General features: G+C 71.4%; 11 protein-coding genes. 8 read left to right on the forward strand and 3 right to left on the reverse strand.

What is annotated here, in order from left to right; translation table 11 throughout:
- Nucleotides 1-9: 9 nt before the first annotated feature.
- From ACIQM4_RS16250 to fabF, 3 genes are all read left to right on the forward strand, one after another.
- Nucleotides 10-1,041 carry a ketoacyl-ACP synthase III gene (locus ACIQM4_RS16250; RefSeq protein WP_401591686.1) on the forward strand — a complete coding sequence of 344 codons (1,032 nt, stop codon included), beginning with the start codon at nt 10-12 and terminating at the stop codon, nt 1,039-1,041.
- A gap of 74 nt (nt 1,042-1,115) precedes the next feature.
- The gene (locus ACIQM4_RS16255) at nt 1,116-1,364 is read left to right on the forward strand and encodes an acyl carrier protein (protein ID WP_389246177.1); all 249 of its coding nucleotides are present in this window, start codon (nt 1,116-1,118) and stop codon (nt 1,362-1,364) included.
- A gap of 81 nt (nt 1,365-1,445) precedes the next feature.
- A complete protein-coding gene (gene fabF / locus ACIQM4_RS16260) occupies nt 1,446-2,714 on the forward strand; it encodes a beta-ketoacyl-ACP synthase II (protein WP_401591688.1) in 1,269 nt (422 codons plus the stop codon).
- Between the two features lie 68 nt (nt 2,715-2,782).
- Here the strand turns inward: fabF and ACIQM4_RS16265 are convergent, their stop codons facing one another.
- A complete protein-coding gene (locus ACIQM4_RS16265; RefSeq protein ID WP_401591690.1) occupies nt 2,783-3,277 on the reverse strand; it encodes a DUF3145 domain-containing protein in 495 nt (164 codons plus the stop codon).
- 385 nt (nt 3,278-3,662) lie between these two features.
- Here ACIQM4_RS16265 and ACIQM4_RS16270 point away from each other — a divergent pair, with 385 nt between their 5' ends.
- Nucleotides 3,663-4,574 carry an SGNH/GDSL hydrolase family protein gene (locus tag ACIQM4_RS16270; protein ID WP_401591692.1) on the forward strand — a complete coding sequence of 304 codons (912 nt, stop codon included), beginning with the start codon at nt 3,663-3,665 and terminating at the stop codon, nt 4,572-4,574.
- Nucleotides 4,575-4,722: 148 nt separating this feature from the next.
- Here ACIQM4_RS16270 and ACIQM4_RS16275 read toward each other — a convergent pair whose 3' ends face one another.
- The gene (locus tag ACIQM4_RS16275; RefSeq protein ID WP_401591694.1) at nt 4,723-7,197 is read right to left on the reverse strand and encodes a beta-glucosidase; all 2,475 of its coding nucleotides are present in this window, start codon (nt 7,195-7,197) and stop codon (nt 4,723-4,725) included.
- 182 nt (nt 7,198-7,379) lie between these two features.
- Here ACIQM4_RS16275 and ACIQM4_RS16280 point away from each other — a divergent pair, with 182 nt between their 5' ends.
- From ACIQM4_RS16280 to ACIQM4_RS16290, 3 genes are all read left to right on the forward strand, one after another.
- Nucleotides 7,380-7,946 carry a TetR/AcrR family transcriptional regulator gene (locus ACIQM4_RS16280; protein WP_401591696.1) on the forward strand — a complete coding sequence of 189 codons (567 nt, stop codon included), beginning with the start codon at nt 7,380-7,382 and terminating at the stop codon, nt 7,944-7,946.
- Between the two features lie 407 nt (nt 7,947-8,353).
- The gene (locus tag ACIQM4_RS16285; RefSeq protein WP_401591698.1) at nt 8,354-11,212 is read left to right on the forward strand and encodes a PQQ-dependent sugar dehydrogenase; all 2,859 of its coding nucleotides are present in this window, start codon (nt 8,354-8,356) and stop codon (nt 11,210-11,212) included.
- Complete coding sequence (locus ACIQM4_RS16290) at nt 11,197-13,023, forward strand: ThuA domain-containing protein (protein WP_401591700.1); 1,827 nt, start codon at nt 11,197-11,199, stop codon at nt 13,021-13,023. Before ACIQM4_RS16285 ends, ACIQM4_RS16290 begins: the two co-directional genes overlap by 16 nt.
- 119 nt (nt 13,024-13,142) lie before the next feature.
- Here ACIQM4_RS16290 and ACIQM4_RS16295 read toward each other — a convergent pair whose 3' ends face one another.
- A complete protein-coding gene (locus ACIQM4_RS16295; RefSeq protein WP_401591702.1) occupies nt 13,143-13,940 on the reverse strand; it encodes an EI24 domain-containing protein in 798 nt (265 codons plus the stop codon).
- Nucleotides 13,941-14,152: 212 nt separating this feature from the next.
- Between ACIQM4_RS16295 and ACIQM4_RS16300 the strand changes: the two genes are divergently transcribed.
- Nucleotides 14,153-16,753: a M14 family zinc carboxypeptidase gene (locus ACIQM4_RS16300; protein ID WP_401591704.1), complete on the forward strand. Its 2,601-nt coding sequence runs from the start codon at nt 14,153-14,155 to the stop codon at nt 16,751-16,753.
- The last annotated feature ends 67 nt before the right edge of the window (nt 16,754-16,820 follow it).

Genomic DNA, 16,820 nt, shown 5'->3' on the forward strand with positions numbered 1-16,820 from the left:
GAGAGCAGCATGTCGAAGATCAGGCCCAGCAAGGGCGCCCCGTACGCACGCATCATGGGCGTGGGCGGCTACCGCCCCACCCGCGTCGTGCCCAACGAGGTGATCCTCGAAAAGATCGACTCGTCCGACGAGTGGATCCGCTCCCGCTCCGGCATCACCACCCGCCACTGGGCGTCCGACGAGGAGTCCGTGGCGATGATGTCGATCGAGGCCTCGGGAAAGGCGATCGCCGACGCGGGGATCTCCCCCGACCAGATCGGCGGAGTCATCGTCTCCACCGTCTCGCACTTCAAGCAGACCCCGGCCGTCGCGACCGAGATCGCGCACCGGATCGGCGCGGTCAAGCCGGCCGCGTTCGACATCTCCGCCGGGTGCGCGGGGTTCGGCTACGGCCTGACCCTGGCCAAGGGCATGATCGTCGAGGGTTCGGCGCAGTACGTGCTCGTCATCGGCGTGGAGCGGCTCAGCGACCTCACCGACCTGGAGGACCGCGCGACGGCCTTCCTGTTCGGTGACGGCGCGGGCGCCGTCGTCGTGGGTCCCGCCCAGGAGCCGCACATCGGCCCCACCGTGTGGGGTTCCGAGGGCGACAAGTCCGAGACCATCAAGCAGACGGTCGCGTGGGACAAGTGGCGGGCAGGCCAGGACGCCGAACTGCCGCTGGACAGCGCGGGCGAGATCAAGTTCCCCGCCATCACGCAGGAGGGCCAGGCGGTGTTCCGCTGGGCCGTCTTCGAGATGGCGAAGGTCGCCCAGCAGGCGCTGGACGCGGCCGGAATCTCCGCCGACGACCTGGACGTCTTCATCCCGCACCAGGCCAACATGCGGATCATCGACTCGATGGTGAAGACCCTCAAGCTGCCGGAGCACGTCACGGTCGCCCGTGACATCGAGACCACCGGCAACACCTCGGCAGCCTCGATCCCGCTCGCGATGGAGCGGCTCCTGGCTTCCGGACAGGCGAAGAGCGGGGACACCGCCCTCGTCATCGGCTTCGGGGCGGGTCTCGTGTACGCCGCTACGGTCGTTACCCTCCCCTAGGGCACTTGTCGCTCAAAACGGCACCGCCCACACCCTCAGCACATCTGATGCACACACACCGAAGGAGCGCCACCATGGCCGCCACTCAGGAGCAGATCGTCGAAGGTCTCGCCGAGATCGTCAACGAGATCGCCGGCATCCCCACCGAGGACGTCCAGCTGGACAAGTCCTTCACCGACGACCTGGACGTCGACTCGCTGTCCATGGTCGAGGTCGTCGTCGCCGCCGAAGAGCGTTTCGACGTGAAGATCCCGGACGAGGACGTCAAGAACCTCAAGACGGTCGGCGACGCCGCCAAGTACATCCTGGAGCACCAGGGCTGACCTGCCCTGTAGCGCTGCGCTCGCCACCCGGCGGTGGCGCCGTGAAAAATTTCCCCCTCTACACGTGGAGAAAGAATTCCTGTGAGCCCGACCAATCGCACCGTGGTCGTCACCGGTATCGGCGCAACAACCCCGCTGGGTGGCGACGCCGCGTCGACCTGGGAGGGTCTGCTGGCCGGCCGGTCCGGAGTCCGCCCCCTGGAGGGCGAGCGCTTCGCCGACCTGCCCGTACGCATCGCCGCGCAGGCGGCGGTGGACCCGTCCGAGGTGCTGCCCCGCCCGCTCGCCCGCAAGCTCGACCGCTCCGCGCAGTTCGCGATCATCGCGGCCCGTGAGGCGTGGGCCGACGCCGGTTTCACCGCGAAGGCGGGTGAGGACGAGTCCGTCACGCCCGAGCGCCTGGGCGCGGTCGTCTCCTCCGGCATCGGCGGCATCACCACCCTGCTCGACCAGTACGACGTGCTGAAGGAGAAGGGCGTACGCCGCGTCTCCCCGCACACCGTCCCCATGCTCATGCCGAACGGCCCCTCGGCCAACGTCGGCCTGGAGATGAACGCCCAGGCGGGCGTGCACTCCGTGGTCAGCGCGTGCGCCTCGGGCGCCGAAGCCGTCGGCTACGCGATCGAGATGATCCGCTCCGGCCGCGCCGACGTCGTCATCGCCGGTGGCACGGAAGCCACGATCCACCCGCTGCCGATCGCCGCCTTCGCCAACATGATGGCGATGTCGAAGAACAACGACGAGCCCGAGAAGGCCTCGCGCCCCTACGACACCGGCCGGGACGGCTTCGTCCTCGGCGAGGGCGCCGGCATCGTCGTCCTGGAATCGGCGGAGCACGCCGCCGCGCGCGGTGCGAAGGTCTACTGCGAGGCCGTCGGCCAGGGCCTGTCCTCGGACGCCCACCACATCGCCCAGCCGGAGCCGAGCGGCCGCGGTATCGCCGCGGCCCTCCAGCAGCTGCTGGACGCGACGGGCCTCGCCCCGTCCGAGATCGCCCACCTCAACGCGCACGCCACGTCCACCCCGCAGGGTGACGTCGCCGAGATCAAGGCCCTGCGCAAGGTGCTGGGCGACGACCTGGACCATGTCGCGGTCTCCGCCACCAAGTCCATGACGGGCCACCTCCTGGGCGGCGCGGGCGGCATCGAGACGGTCGCCACCGTCCTCGCCCTGCACCACAGGACGGCCCCGCCGACCATCAACGTCGAGGACCTCGACCCGGAGGCGGCGGAGGCGGACATCGTCCGCGACAAGCCGAAGGCCCTCCCGGCGGAGGGGACGATCGCGGCGATCAACAACTCGTTCGGCTTCGGCGGCCACAACGTGGTGCTGGCGTTCCGGACGGTCTGATCTCCCGTACGTCCGCCGAGGGGCCCGCATCCGGACTTCCGGAGGGCGGGCCCCTCGCGTGCGTGCTGCTACACCACCTGGTGCAGCCAGCGCACCGGAGCGCCCTCGCCGGCGTGGCGGAACGGCTCCAGCTCGTCGTCCCAGGGCTTGCCGAGCAGCTTGGCGACCTCGGTCTCCAGCGCGCTCTCACCGCGCGTCGAGCGCGCCAGCGCGGCGCGCAGCCGGTCCTCCGGGACGAGGATGTCGCCGTGCATGCCGGTGACCGCGTGGAAGATGCCGAGCGCCGGGGTGGAGCTGTAGCGCTCGCCCTCCGCCGTGGGGCACGGTTCCGCGGTCACCTCGAAGCGCAGCATGTCCCAGCCGCGCAGGGCGGAGGCGAGCTTGGACGCGGTGCCGGGGCTGCCCTGCCAGGAGAACTCGGATCTCCAGGTGCCGGGCGCGGCCGGCTGTCTGATCCAGTCCAGACCGACGCGTACACCGAGTACGGAACCCACCGCCCATTCGACGTGCGGGCACATCGCGCGCGGTGCGCAGTGGACGTAGAGAACTCCACGTGTCGTCACCGGGACCTCCTGCTGTGTGGGTCGAGGTTCGCCAACACCTGCGGCCTCGTGCTCCCCTGGCCATTCGGTCGAGGTGACGCGCCTGGCCGGCTCCCGAGGTTGTCAACAGTAAACATCATCGGGAGTGAATCTCCTGAAAACGGACAGTATGTGACGTCAGGTAATTTACCGGCACCGATGGGGCGGGATGCCGGGGTGGGGTCCCGCGGTACCGCCGTCCGTGCTGCTACGGGGGCATCGTGGGGCGCTGCGGAGGCACTGCGGGAGCGCCGTGGGAAAAAGCTACCGTGCGGCGTGCGCCGGAGTGTGACGTACTGTCGGTCCGGGGGCGGGGAGATACCGGGGTTTCCGGGCTTTTCGGCGGGAATTCGGAGGGAAGAACAGCATGCGGGACGGCAGTCGGAGCGGGCGCGGGCGCGGACTCCTGGCGCGCGCCGGGGCAGCGGCGCTGGCAGCGGCCCTGCTGGGCGGGGCGGCCGGCTGTTCCGGGGCAGCCCAGGCGCCTTCCGGGGCGGCTACGTCGGCCGGGGCCAGGCCGACGCCGAATCCCACCCCCACGTGGGACCGCTCGCCGGCCTCGCTCGTTGCCGTCGGCGATTCGATAACACGGGGGTTCGACGCGTGTTCGGTTCTCGCGGACTGTCCCGCGGCGTCCTGGGCGACCGGCACGGACCCTGCGGTGAACAGCCTGGCCCGGCGGCTGCTCGGGGCGCGTGGCGCGGCGGAGCGGAGCTGGAACCTCGCGGTGACCGGATCGCGCGTGGCCGATCTGCCGGGCCAGATGCAGCGGGCGACCGCGCACCGGCCGGAGCTGGTGACGGTGATGACCGGCGCGAACGACGCGTGCCGCGGGTCGGTAGGCGCCATGACGCCGGTCGCGGACTTCCGCGCCTCGTTCGAGAAGGCACTGCGCACGCTGCGGGCCGACCTCCCCAGGACACAGGTGTACGTGGCGAGCGTCCCGGACCTCAAGCGGCTGTGGTCCCAGGGGCGGGGCAACGCGCTCGTCAAGCAGGTGTGGGCGCTGGGGCTCTGCCCGTCGATGCTGGGTGACGCGGACGCGGTGGACGAGCGGGCGGTCCAGCGGCGCGAGAGGGTGCAGGAGCGGGTGGTGGCGTACAACAACGCCCTCGCGCAGGTGTGCGCGAAGGACCGGAAGTGCAGGTACGACGGTGGGGCGGTGTTCCGGTACGCCTTCACCGGCGCGCAGCTGAGCCAGTGGGACTGGTTCCACCCGAGCGTGAACGGCCAGAGCCGGCTGGCGGAGCTGGCGTACCGGGGGGTGGTGCGGTCGTAGGGGGTGGTGCGGTCGTAGGGGGTGGCGCGGGACGGGGCGGGGCCGGTGGGTGGTCGTCGTGCGGGTGCGTCGTGGCTGGTCGCGCAGTTCCCCGCGCCCCTAACTGCCTGCCCCCGCCCCGCATGCCCGGCCCGCCCGCCCCCCGCTGCTACCTCTGGATCCTCGTCGTGACCCGGCGGTCAGTTACGGAGCGGCCGATCTGGATTTCGTACTCGCCGTGCACCGGCGTCCACGCTCCCGCCGCCTCGTCCCAGATCTCGAAGGCCCGCTGCGGCAGTTCGATCGTGGTCTCGGCAGTCTCGCCCGGCGCCGCCGTCACGCTCGCGAAGCCCGCGAGCCAGCGGGCCGGCCGCTCGACCGGGTCCGCGACCGGCGCGACGTACGCCTGGACGACCTCGCGGCCCGGCCGCGAACCCGCGTTGCGTACGCGAACGGTCGCGGTGGTCCCCCGTACCGTCACCGACTCGTACTCCCACGTCGTGTATCCGAGCCCGTGCCCGAAGGGGTAGGCGGGGGTGGTTCCCGCCTTCTCCCACGCCCGGTACCCGATGAACACGCCTTCGGTGTAAGGGAGTTCACCATCGACCGGGGTGACCGCCGTGACCGGCACGTCCGCGAAGGACACCGGCCAGGTGGTCGGCAGCCGGCCCCCCGGCTCCTGCGCCCCGAGGAGTACGTCGGCCAGCGCCGCGCCGCCCTCCTGCCCGGGGAACCAGGTGAGCAGCACCGCCGCGACCTCCTCGCGCCACGGCAGTTCCACCGGGGAACCGGAGTTGACGATCACGACGGTACGGGGATTGACCGCCGCGACGGCGCGCACCAAGTCGTTCTGCCGGCCCGGGAGTTCGAGGTCCCGCCGGTCGAAGCCCTCGGACTCCACGCGGTCGGTCGTGGCGACCACGACCACGGCGGTGTCCGCCGCGCGCGCCGCCTCCACGGCCTCCGCGATCAGCTCGTCCTCGTCGCGCTGCGGCGAGAGGTGGGTGAGCGAGAACATGACGGCGGTCAGCGGCGCGCCGGTGTCCTTCAGGACGACGTGCTTGAGGGAGACCGTGACGGGCTCGCCCTGGGCGAGCTGCGCCCGGCCGCGTTCCTGCGGGGCGCCGAAGAACGCCTCGAACGGGTCGGCGTTCTCGCCCGCGCCCTGGAAGCCGTCGTAGTACGTCTCCCCGTCCACGGTCATGGTGAAGTGGCCGAGTCCCCGGGTGCCGAAGATGTGCTCGCCGCTCTCGCGCGGGGTGAAGGTGCCCACGACCTCGATGCTGTGCAGGTTGTCGTGGGTGACGCCGTCGGGGAGGTCCTCGCCGATCCACTGGACCTGGCCGCTCGGCAGCGAGCCCTCGCCGACGACGGCGCCGGCCTCGTCGCGGCAGATGGCACGCAGTTCGAACCCCTTGTCGGCGACGGCGAGTTCGTCGCTCGGGTCGGCGCCGACGCTGAAGGTGAGCGCGTCGGCGGGCAGCGCCGCGCGCAGTCCGTCGAGCGGGGAGACGACGCGCTCGGGGAAGACGGTCGCGGAGCCGCCGCCGAGTACCCGGGCGTCGCGGGCCGCCGCGCCGGAGAGGGCGAGCGTGCCCGCGGCTGCCGGGTCGAGGGGGAGGACGTCACCCTCGTTGCGTACGAGAACGAAACCGCGGCGGGCGACCTCGCGGGCGACCGCCTGTCCGTCGACCTCGGCGGGTGCCTCGGTGACCACGGCGGGCGCGCCGTCCAGGATGCCGACGCGGGCGGCGAACCGCAGCACGTTGCGTACCGCCTCGTCGACCACCGACTCCTCGACGTCACCGGCGCGTACCGCTCCGGCCAGCGCCTCCCCGTACACGGTCCGCGGACCCGGCATGGCGACGTCCAGGCCGCCCTCGATGTCGCCCTTGGTGGAGCGGGCGGCCATCCAGTCGGAGACGATCGCGCCGTCGAAGCCCCACTCGCCGCGCAGTACCTCGTTCTGGAGGTAACGGTGCTCGGACATGGTGGTGCCGTTGACCGAGTTGTAGGCGCACATGATGCCCCACGGGTGGGCGTTCTCGACGATCGCCTCGAAGGGGGCGAGATAGAGCTCGCGCAGGGGGCGCGCGGCGATGGTGTTGTTGACGGTGAAGCGGTCGGTCTCGGCGTCGTTGGCGACGAAGTGCTTGACGGTGGTGCCCACCCCGCCGTCCTGGACGCCGTTCACGTATCCGGCGCCGATCCGGCCGGTGAGGTAGGGGTCCTCGGAGTACGCCTCGAAGTGCCGGCCGCCGAGCGGTGAGCGGTGCAGGTTGACGGTCGGGGCGAGGAGGACGTGCACGGACTTGCGGCGGGCCTCCTGCGCGAGGACCTGCCCGGCCCTGCGCGCCAGCTCCGGGTCCCAGGTCGCGGCCAGCGCGGTCGGGGACGGCAGGGCGATCGAGGGGTCGTCGGCGGTCCAGCGGACCCCGCGCACCCCGATCGGGCCGTCGGAGAATACCAGCGACCCCAGTCCGATCTCGGGGAGCGCGGGCAGCGACCACATGTCCTGGCCCGCCAGGAGGCGGGCCTTGGCGTCGAGGTCGAGCTTGCCGAGCGCGGCGCTCACGGCATCCTCGCGGATCCGGTCGTCGTCCCGTTGCGCGTGGGTGTTCGGGTGGGTGGGCTCGCCTGCCACGGCCGTACCTCCTCGTTGAGATCTGCTGTTGCCCCCATGGTTACTCCGATTACCTGTAATCCGGTAGGCTTCGTTATCTTTTCGTGATGTCGAGGAATGGCGTACCGTCCTGACGGCAAGATCGCAGGGACCGGTGCCGGGCAGGGCGGCCGGGGACGACGACCGGGGAAGGTGGGACGAGGATGCCCAGGGCCAGGAGCGAGGAGCGGCGGGCGGAGATCCTGCGGGCCGCCTTCGAGGTGATCGCCGAGCGCGGCTACCGGGGCGCCTCGCTGGCGTCGGTCGCCGAGCGCGTGGGCCTCACCCAGCAGGGCCTGCTGCACTACTTCCCGACCAAGGAGGCCCTGCTCGTCGCCGTCCTGGAGGAACGCGACCAGTGGGACACCGGCGGGGCGGGGCTCAGCCCGCAGGCCTGGCGGCTCGACCTGCTGGACTCCCTGGTGGAGTACAACGCGATGCGTCCGGGCGTCGTGCAGACCTTCTCCGCACTGCTCGGCGAGAGCGTCACCGACGGGCACCCGGCCCGGGACTTCTTCACCCACCGGTACGCCCTCGTGCGCGGCGGCGTGGCAGGGGCGCTGCGCGCCGAGTTCGGCGAGCGGCTGCCGAGCGGCCTGACCCCGGAGCAGGCGGCTCCGCTCCTGGTTGCGGTGATGGACGGACTCCAGTACCAGTGGCTGCTCGACCCGGCCTCCGTGGACATGCCCGGGGCGTTCCGCAACTTCCTGGCACTGCTGCACCGCGCGTAGCCGGCGCCGCACCCGGGCCCGCTCCGGCCGCAGACCGCCCGTACCCGGGCCCGCCCCGGCCGCACCGCACCCAGGCCGCACCACACCCGGCCCCGCGCAGACCGCACCGCACGCGGCCCGCCGGCCGCTCCGCACCCGGGCCCGCCCCACCCCCGCCGCACCGCACGGCGTCCCGCCCCCCAACTCCCGCCCCTTAGCGGGCGCATGCACTTTGTCCCCTCACAGATAAAAGTTGCGGCCCGGCGCGTCAAAGGGGTTTCTGGCCGAGGGAAAAGCCATTACCTTCCTGACCTGTACCAGACAAGAAGGACGCGTGTGCCTCCCCTCCCCCCAGGGCGCACGTGGCCTGGCGCGACGGCGCGCGCCTGTGCGAACCCCCCAGCCCCGTTGACCCACGGAGGATGCGCGTGCACAGGAGACTCACCCGGCCCCTCGCGGCGCTCGCCAGTACCTTGCTCGCCGCCGCGGGCGCCCTCACCGTTCAGCAGAGCCCGGCCCAGGCGGCCCCGGCCGCCCCAGCACCCCGAGCGGCTCAAGCACCCCTGGCCGACCCCGTGTTCCAGCAGGTCACCCTCGCCAAGGGGGTGGCCGAGACCGGCGAGCCGATGACGCTGGCCGTGCTGCCCGACCGGTCGGTCCTGCACACCTCCAGGGACGGCACCCTGCGGCTCACCGACGCGGCCGGCACCACCAAGGTCTCCGGCAAGCTGGACGTCTACTCGCACGACGAGGAAGGCCTCCAAGGTGTCGGCGTCGACCCCGCCTTCACCACGAACCGCTTCGTCTACCTCTACTACGCCCCGCCGCTCTCCACCCCTTCGGGAGACGCGCCGGCTGACGGATCGGCCGCCGACTTCGCCCCCTTCGACGGCGTCAACCGGCTCTCCCGGTTCGTCCTGAAGGCGGACGGCACCCTGGACAAGGCCACCGAGAAGAAGGTCCTGGACGTCCCCGCGAGCCGCGGGCTGTGCTGCCACGTGGGCGGTGACATCGACTTCGACGCCCAGGGCAACCTGTACCTCTCCACCGGCGACGACAGCAACCCGTTCGCCTCCGACGGGTACACCCCCATCGACGAGCGGCCCACCCGCAACCCCGCGTACGACGCCCAGCGGTCGGCGGGCAACACCAACGACCTGCGCGGCAAGGTGCTGCGCATCAAGGTCAACGCCGACGGCAGCTACTCCGTGCCCGCGGGCAACCTCTTCGCCCCCGGCACCGACAAGACCCGGCCCGAGATCTACGCGATGGGCTTCCGCAACCCCTTCCGGATGACCGTCGACAAGCCCACCGGCACCGTCTACCTGGGTGACTACGGCCCGGACGCCGGCACCGCGAGCGCCACCCGAGGGCCCGCCGGGCAGGTCGAGTTCAACCGGATCACCAAGGCAGGCAACTTCGGCTGGCCCTACTGCACCGGCAAGAACAACGCCTACGTCGACTACAACTTCGCCACCTCGACGTCCGGCGCCGCCTTCTCCTGCTCGGCGCCCAAAAACACCTCGCCGAACAACACGGGACTGACCGACCTGCCGCCGGTCCAGCCCGCCTGGATCCCGTACGACGGAGGTTCCGTCCCGGAGTTCGGCTCCGGCTCCGAGTCCCCGATGGGCGGCCCGGTCTACCGCTACGACGCGGCGTCGACCTCCGACGTCAAGTTCCCCGAGAGCTTCGACGGCGACTTCTTCGCGGGCGAGTTCGGCCGCAAGTGGATCAAGCGCATCGAGCAGTCGGGCGACGGCACCGTACAGTCCATCAACGCCTTCCCCTGGCAGGGCACCCAGGTCATGGACATGACCTTCGGACCGGACGGCGCGCTGTACGTGCTGGACTACGGCACCGGTTACTTCAACGGGGACGAGAACAGCGCGGTCTACCGCATCGAGAACGTCACCGGCGGGCGCGCCCCGCTCGCCCAGGCGAAGGCCGACCGCACCTCGGGCCAGGCCCCGCTGGCCGTGCAGTTCTCCTCGGCCGGGACCACGGACCCGGACGGCGATCCGCTGACGTACGCCTGGAAGTTCGGTGACGGGGGCACCTCGACGGCCGCCAACCCGTCGCACACGTACACCACCAACGGCCGGTACACCGCGGAGCTGACCGTCTCCGACGGCACCGGCCGCACGGCGACCGCCTCCGTCCTGGTGACCGTGGGCAACACCGCGCCCACCGTGAAGCTGGAACTGCCCGTCGACGGACGGGTCATCGACCCGGGCGCCGCGGTGCCGTTCAAGGTGACCGTCACCGATCCGGAGGACGGCACCGTCGACTGCTCGAAGGTCAAGGTCACCTTCATCATCGGCCATGACAGCCACGGCCACCCGCAGACCTCGGCGACCGGCTGTTCCGGCACCGTGCAGACCATCGCCGACGGCGAGCACGACCCCAACGCCAACATCTTCGGCGTCTGGGACGCCGAGTACACCGACAAGGGCGCGAACGGGCAGCCCGCCCTGACCAGCCACGACGAGAACATCAGCCAGCCCAGCCACCGCCAGGCCGAGCACTACGGCGGCTCCGCCGGGGTCTCGGTCGTCAGCCACGACGCGGCGCACGGCGGCAAGACCGTGGGCAACATCGAGAACGGCGACTGGATCTCCTTCACGCCCTACGCGCTGGACAACGCGAGCAAGCTGACCGCCCGCGTCTCCTCCGCGGGGGCCGGCGGCACGCTGGAGGTGCGCGCGGGCTCGCCCACGGGCACGCTGCTGGGGTCCGTGGCGGTCCCCGTGACGGGCAGCTGGGAGACGTTCCAGGACGTCTCGGCGAACCTGACCAACCGCCCGGCCGGCACCACCACGCTCCACCTCGTCTTCAAGGGCGGCAGCGGCGCCCTCTTCGACGTGGACGAGTTCACCGTCACCACCGCGGGCGCGACCGGCCCCCGGGAGGGCGCGATCACCGGCATCGGCGGCAAGTGCGTCGACGTCGCGGGCGGAGCGACGGCCGACGGCACCCAGATCCAGCTCTACGGGTGCAACCAGACCACCGCCCAGAAATGGACGGTCGCCACCGACAGCACCCTGCGGGCACTCGGCAAGTGCATGGACATCAGCGGCGGCGGCTCCGCCGACGGCACCAAGGTCCAGCTCTGGGGCTGCAACAACTCCGGCGCACAGAAATGGACCCCCGCAGCCGACGGAACCCTGCGCAACCCGCAGTCCGGCAAATGCCTCGACGCCGAAGGAGTCTCCTCCGCCGACCGCACCAGGCTCCACCTGTGGACCTGCGGCACCGGAGCCAACCAGAAATGGATCCTGCCGTGAACAGACGACCGGTCCGACCTCTGCGCCGCCTCGCCTGCTGGGCCGCCTGCGGGCTCCTCGGCGCCGCGGCCCTGCCCACGGCGGTCGCGACCGCCGCTCCCGAGCCGGCCGCCCGCGCGCTCACGGCGTCCACCCCGGTGAAGGCGGTCGCCCCCGCGGCTTCCGGCCGGGCCGGGGCGGTCGCCGCCGACCCCGCGTACGACGTGCTGGTCTTCTCCAAGACCGCCGGGTTCCGGCACTCCTCCATCGACGAAGGGGTCACCGCCCTGCGCGAGCTGGGCACGGCCAACAACTTCACCGTCACCGCGACCGAGGACGCCGCCGCCTTCACCCCGTCGAACCTCGCCGGTTACGAGGCCGTCGTCTTCCTGTCCACCACGGGCGACGTCCTGAACGCCACCCAGCAGAGCGCCTTCGAGGGGTACATGGCGGCGGGCGGCGGCTATGTCGGCGTCCACGCGGCGGCCGACACCGAGTACGACTGGAGCTGGTACGCGGGCCTGGCCGGCGCGCTGTTCCAGTCCCACCCGGCGATCCAGCCCGCCAAGGTCACGGTGGAGGACCGTGCCCACGACGCCACCGCCCATCTCGGCACGTCCTGGCAGCGGACCGACGAGTGGTACAACTACCGCACCAACCCGCGTACCTCCGCCCATGTCCTCGCCTCCCTGGACGAGTCCAGCTACAGCGGCGGCAGCATGAACGGCGACCATCCGATCGCCTGGTGCAAGGACTACGCGGGCGGACGCGCCTTCTACACCGGCGGCGGCCACACCGAGGACTCGTACACCGACCCGGCCTTCCGCCGCCATCTGCTCGGCGGCATCCGCTGGGCGGCCGAGCTGACCGAGGCCGACTGCCGTCCGGAGAGCGGCTACACCCCGCTCTACGGGACGTCGGGCACCACCGGCTGGGCGCAGGCGGGGCCCGGCTCGTTCGCCGAGTCGGACGCCACCTTGACCTCCCGGGGCGGCCTCGGCCTCCTCTGGTACCAGGCCAAGGAGTACACGTCGTACTCCCTGAAGCTCGACTGGCGCCAGGCGGGCGACGACAACTCCGGCGTCTTCGTGGGCTTTCCGGCGTCCGGCGACCCCTGGTCCGCCGTCAACAACGGCTACGAGATCCAGATCGACGCCACCGACAGCCCGGACCGCACCACCGGGTCCGTCTACGGCTTCAAGTCCGCCGACCTCGCCGTCCGTGACGCGGCCCTGAACCCGCCGGGAGAGTGGAACACCTACGAGATCAGGGTCGAGGGCGAGCGCCTCCAGCTCTTCCTCAACGGCCGCCGGATCAACGACTTCACCAACACCGACCCCGCCCGCAGCCTCCAGCAGGGCCACATCGGCCTGCAGAACCACGGCGAGGGCGACGACGTGTCCTTCCGGAACATCCGGATCAAGGCACTCGGCGGTTCGACCGCTCCCCGGGAGGGGGCGATCACCGGCATCGGCGGCAAGTGCGTCGACGTCGCGGGCTCCGCGACCGCGGACGGCACCCAGATCCAGCTCTACGGGTGCAACCAGACCACCGCCCAGAAATGGACGGTCGCCACCGACAGCACCCTGCGGGCACTCGGCAAGTGCATGGACATCAGCGGCGGCGGCTCCGCCGACGGCACCAAGGTCCAGCTCTGGGGCTGCAACAACTCCGGCGCACAGAAATGGACCCCCGCAGCCGACGGAACCCTGCGCAACCCGCAGTCCGGCAAATGCCTCGACGCCGAAGGAGTCTCCTCCGCCGACCGCACCAGGCTCCACCTGTGGACCTGCGGCACCGGAGCCAACCAGAAATGGGTCCTGCCCAACTGAGTGACCCACTCGACACCGTCGTCGGCGCGGAGGGCGCCGACGACGGGACCGGCCGCCGTGAGGGGGCCGGTCACGGCGGCAGGGCGCGACGCCGAAGCGCCCTGCCGCCGTTCCTGCTGTCATGCCGGCAGGCGGCGGTCCGTCTCCTCCTCGTCGGGCGCGTCGTCCACCGACGGCTCACCGAGCAGGTCACGGGCCATCAGGGTGGCCCCCGCGACCGCTCCCGGCATCAGGAACACCGCCACGAACGGCACCAGGTAGGCGAGGGTCAGCGGCACCCCGAAGCCGAGCACCAGCGAACGCCGGCCCCGCAGCAGGGACAGCCGCTCCTTGAGCTCGATGCCCCGGCGCTGGAGCGCGACGGCGGTCAGCTCCTCGGTGAGGAAGTAACCGGACACGCAGAACCCGAGCACGGGCACGACGGTCTGCCCGACCACCGGAATGAAGCCGCACGCGAAGAGCAGCACCCCGTAGAACAGCACCCGCAGCAGTACGCGCACACTGTCCCGCGCCGAGATCCACAGCTCGCGCGCCAGCGGCAGATCGGACTCGGGGGCGTTCCCGTCGGGCGATTTGGACCTGTCCACCCGCTCCGAGAGCGCCTCGTAGAACGGCTGCCCGACGAGCAGCGTCACGGCGGTGAAGGTGATCACGGCGAGGAACAGGGCCAGCCCGAAGAGCAGGACCCGCAGCAGTCCGCGGAAGACCGTCTGCCAGGTCTCGCCCCAGCTGTCCGCGAACGGGGTCGCCCAGCCGACGAGGTCCCCGGACCAGGTCACCAGGGCGACCAGCGCGGCGGCGTACAGGACGAGCGTGACAAGACCGGGCAGCAGCCCGAGCCCGTAGCTGCGCCCGTGCTGCGCCATCCACCGCTGGCCCTTGGCCAGGTACTTGAAGCCGTCCCCGAGATCACTCATGGCCATACCTTAGAGGCCGTCCCGGACGCCCTGACGGCTGGTCGCCCGCTGGGGCGCCACACCCCTGACCGTCGGCGAAGAGGTCCGGTGCGCACTCGACCTCAAACCCGTCGCAGGACCCAACGCCCCCTTGTGTGACCGGTGACGACCCGGTAGACCCCTGCCTACCGATCTCCCGCAGCACTCCCCCCCTCCCGGAGGTACGCAGCCGTATGGGTTCCAGCCGACACCGCATACCCAGACCCGTCCTCGTCCCCCTCGCCGCCCTGGCGGGGGCCGCGCTGCTCGCGCCGGTCACTGCCGCTGCGCAACCGGGCCGGCTCGGCGGACACGGGGACGGGCCGCAGTACCGCGAAGGCATCTCCGCCGGGCAGGAGTTGAGGAGCGGTGAGGCCGCGACGGCGTCGGCCGCGCCCGCCGCCCGTGCACTCGACGGTTCGGCGCCGGAGCTGCTGCGCGGGGACGCCGGTTACCCCCGGCGGACCACGCTCACCGTCCCCCCGGCCAACCCCGCCGACAAGTCGATAAAGCTCGGGCTCGCTCCGTACCACTCCCTCGCTCCCCAGCTCAACGCCCTCCAGAAGCTGGGGGACCGGGTGAGTGTGGAGGTCGCCGGTGAGTCGGCCGGCGGACACGAGCTGTATCTCGTCACCGTGACCGCGCCGGAGAGCGCGCAGCAGGCGCGGGAGCAGGAGCGGATGCGCGAGCGGATCGAGAACGAGCCCGCGGCCGCCGCGACGGACTCCCGGATCAAAGCCGCGTACAAGACGCCCGTCTTCATCAACAACAACATCCACGGCAACGAGTGGGAGGGCACGGACGCCTCCCTGAAGCTGATCGGGGAGCTGGCGAAGGCGAATGACGCCAGGACGAAGAAGCTGCTGGCGCAGAACCGGATCTACATCAACGTGACGGCGAACCCGGACGGCCGGATAGCCGGGACGCGGCCCAATGCCAACGGTTTCGACATCAACCGGGACTTCATCACGGCGACCCAGCCCGAGACCCGCGCCATCCGGCGGATCGCCATCGACAAGCAGCCCGCCGTGATGCTGGACATGCACGGGTACGTGAACGGGACGCTGATCGAGCCCACCACTCCCCCGCACGGCGAGAACTACGAGTACGACCTCTTCCTGAAGAACAGTTACGCGAACGCGCTGGGGATGGAGGCGGCCGTCAACGGGCTCGGTTACACCCCGGCGAAGGACGGCGTGGAGCCCGCGATCATCCCCTTCCGCGACCAGCAGGAAGGGTGGGACGACTGGCCGCCCATCTTCACCCCGCAGTACATGCCCTTCCAGGGCGCCGTCGCCGCGCACACCATCGAGATCCCGTTGCAGGTCAACAACGAGGAGTACGACACGCAGCCGGTGGCCGAGCTGCGCCGCAGGTCGGCCGTCAACACGGACATCGCGGGTGCGGCCGTCAAGGCGGCGCTCAACTACACGGCGACCCACCGCAGCACCGTGATCGCCGACCAGATCGAGACTTTCCGGCGGGGTGCGGCAGGCGCCGAACAGGTGCCGGTGTCCGAGGAGAGCGTGCCGGGTGTGCCGGGGATCGGACCGGAGGACGTCTACACGACCGACTTCCCGAGCGCGTACGTGATTCCGGCGGGCGGAAGCGGTCAGCGGTCCGCCGTTGCCGCCGCGCGGCTGGTAGATCATCTCCTCGCCAATGACGTGCGGGTGGAGCGTGCCCTGCGCGGGTTCCGGCTCGGTGGCAAGAACTACCCGGCCGGTTCGTACGTCGTGGACATGAAGCAGCCCAAGCGCGGCCTCGCCAACGTGATCCTGGCCGAGGGCCGGGACATCAGCGCGGACGTCTCCGCGATGTACGACATCTCCGGCTGGAGCCTCGGACTGCTGTGGGGCGCGAGTGTCGACAAGGTGACGTCGGGGAAGGTCGACGTGCCGGGGCGGACCGTGCACGCCGCGTCCGCGACCGGGTACGTCGCGCCCCGGGGCGACCTGCGGCTGCGGCTCGACGACCCGAAGGAGGTCCGCGCCCTCAACTCGCTGCTCGCCGACGGGGTGAAGGTGTCCCGGGCCGCCGACGGCACGGCGATCGTGCCGGGTGCGGCGCGCCGGCCGGCGGCGCGGCTGGCGGACCGGCTGGGCGTCGCGTTCAACGCCACCGGTGCGAAGGGCGTCGCGCCGTTCGCCCGTACCCGGGTGGCCGCCGCGGTCTCCCCCGGTGAGCTGTTCGCGCTGCGGGAGATGGGCTTCGAGGTGACTGCGGTGTCAACGGACGTACTCAATGCGGGATTTGACTGGAAGGGTGTCGACACGCTGTACGTGTCGGCGGACCTGGAACGCGGGAAGCTCAAGCCGGCCGCGAAGGCGGGCCTCGACGCGTTCCTGAGGACGCACGGGCTGGTCGGGCTCGGGGGCGACGGCGCCCGGCTCAATGCGGACGCGGGGCTCATCGCCGCGAAGGCCGTACAGGGCAACGGGGACGCCAACGGTGTGGTGAAGGTCGACAGCGCGGCAGCCGGCCCCGTCGCCGCCGGGGCCCCCGCGCACACCTTCGTCTTCTCGCCGATGTGGTTCACGGAACTCGGCAAGGGTGTCCGCGTCGACCAGTCGTACGGGAAGACCGGAGGCAGCCCGCTCGTGTCCGGGCACTGGCGTGCGGGCGAGGACGGCAAGGGCGGTCCGAAGGACGCGGCCGGGCAGGCATCCGTCGTCAGCGGAACGTCCGCGCAGGGTGCGGAGGTCGTGCTGTTCGGTACGCAGCCGCTGTTCCGGGCGCACCCGAAGGGTGTGTTCGCGCAGGTCGCGCGGGCGCTGTTCGTGACGGCGGGGTGAAGCCGGGCGGGATCTCGGAATAGCGCGCGGCGGCGGTTGCTTGATCCCCGTACAGGAGTCGCACATA

This window comes from Streptomyces sp. NPDC091272 (assembly GCF_044757485.1).
Taxonomy (GTDB): domain Bacteria; phylum Actinomycetota; class Actinomycetes; order Streptomycetales; family Streptomycetaceae; genus Streptomyces.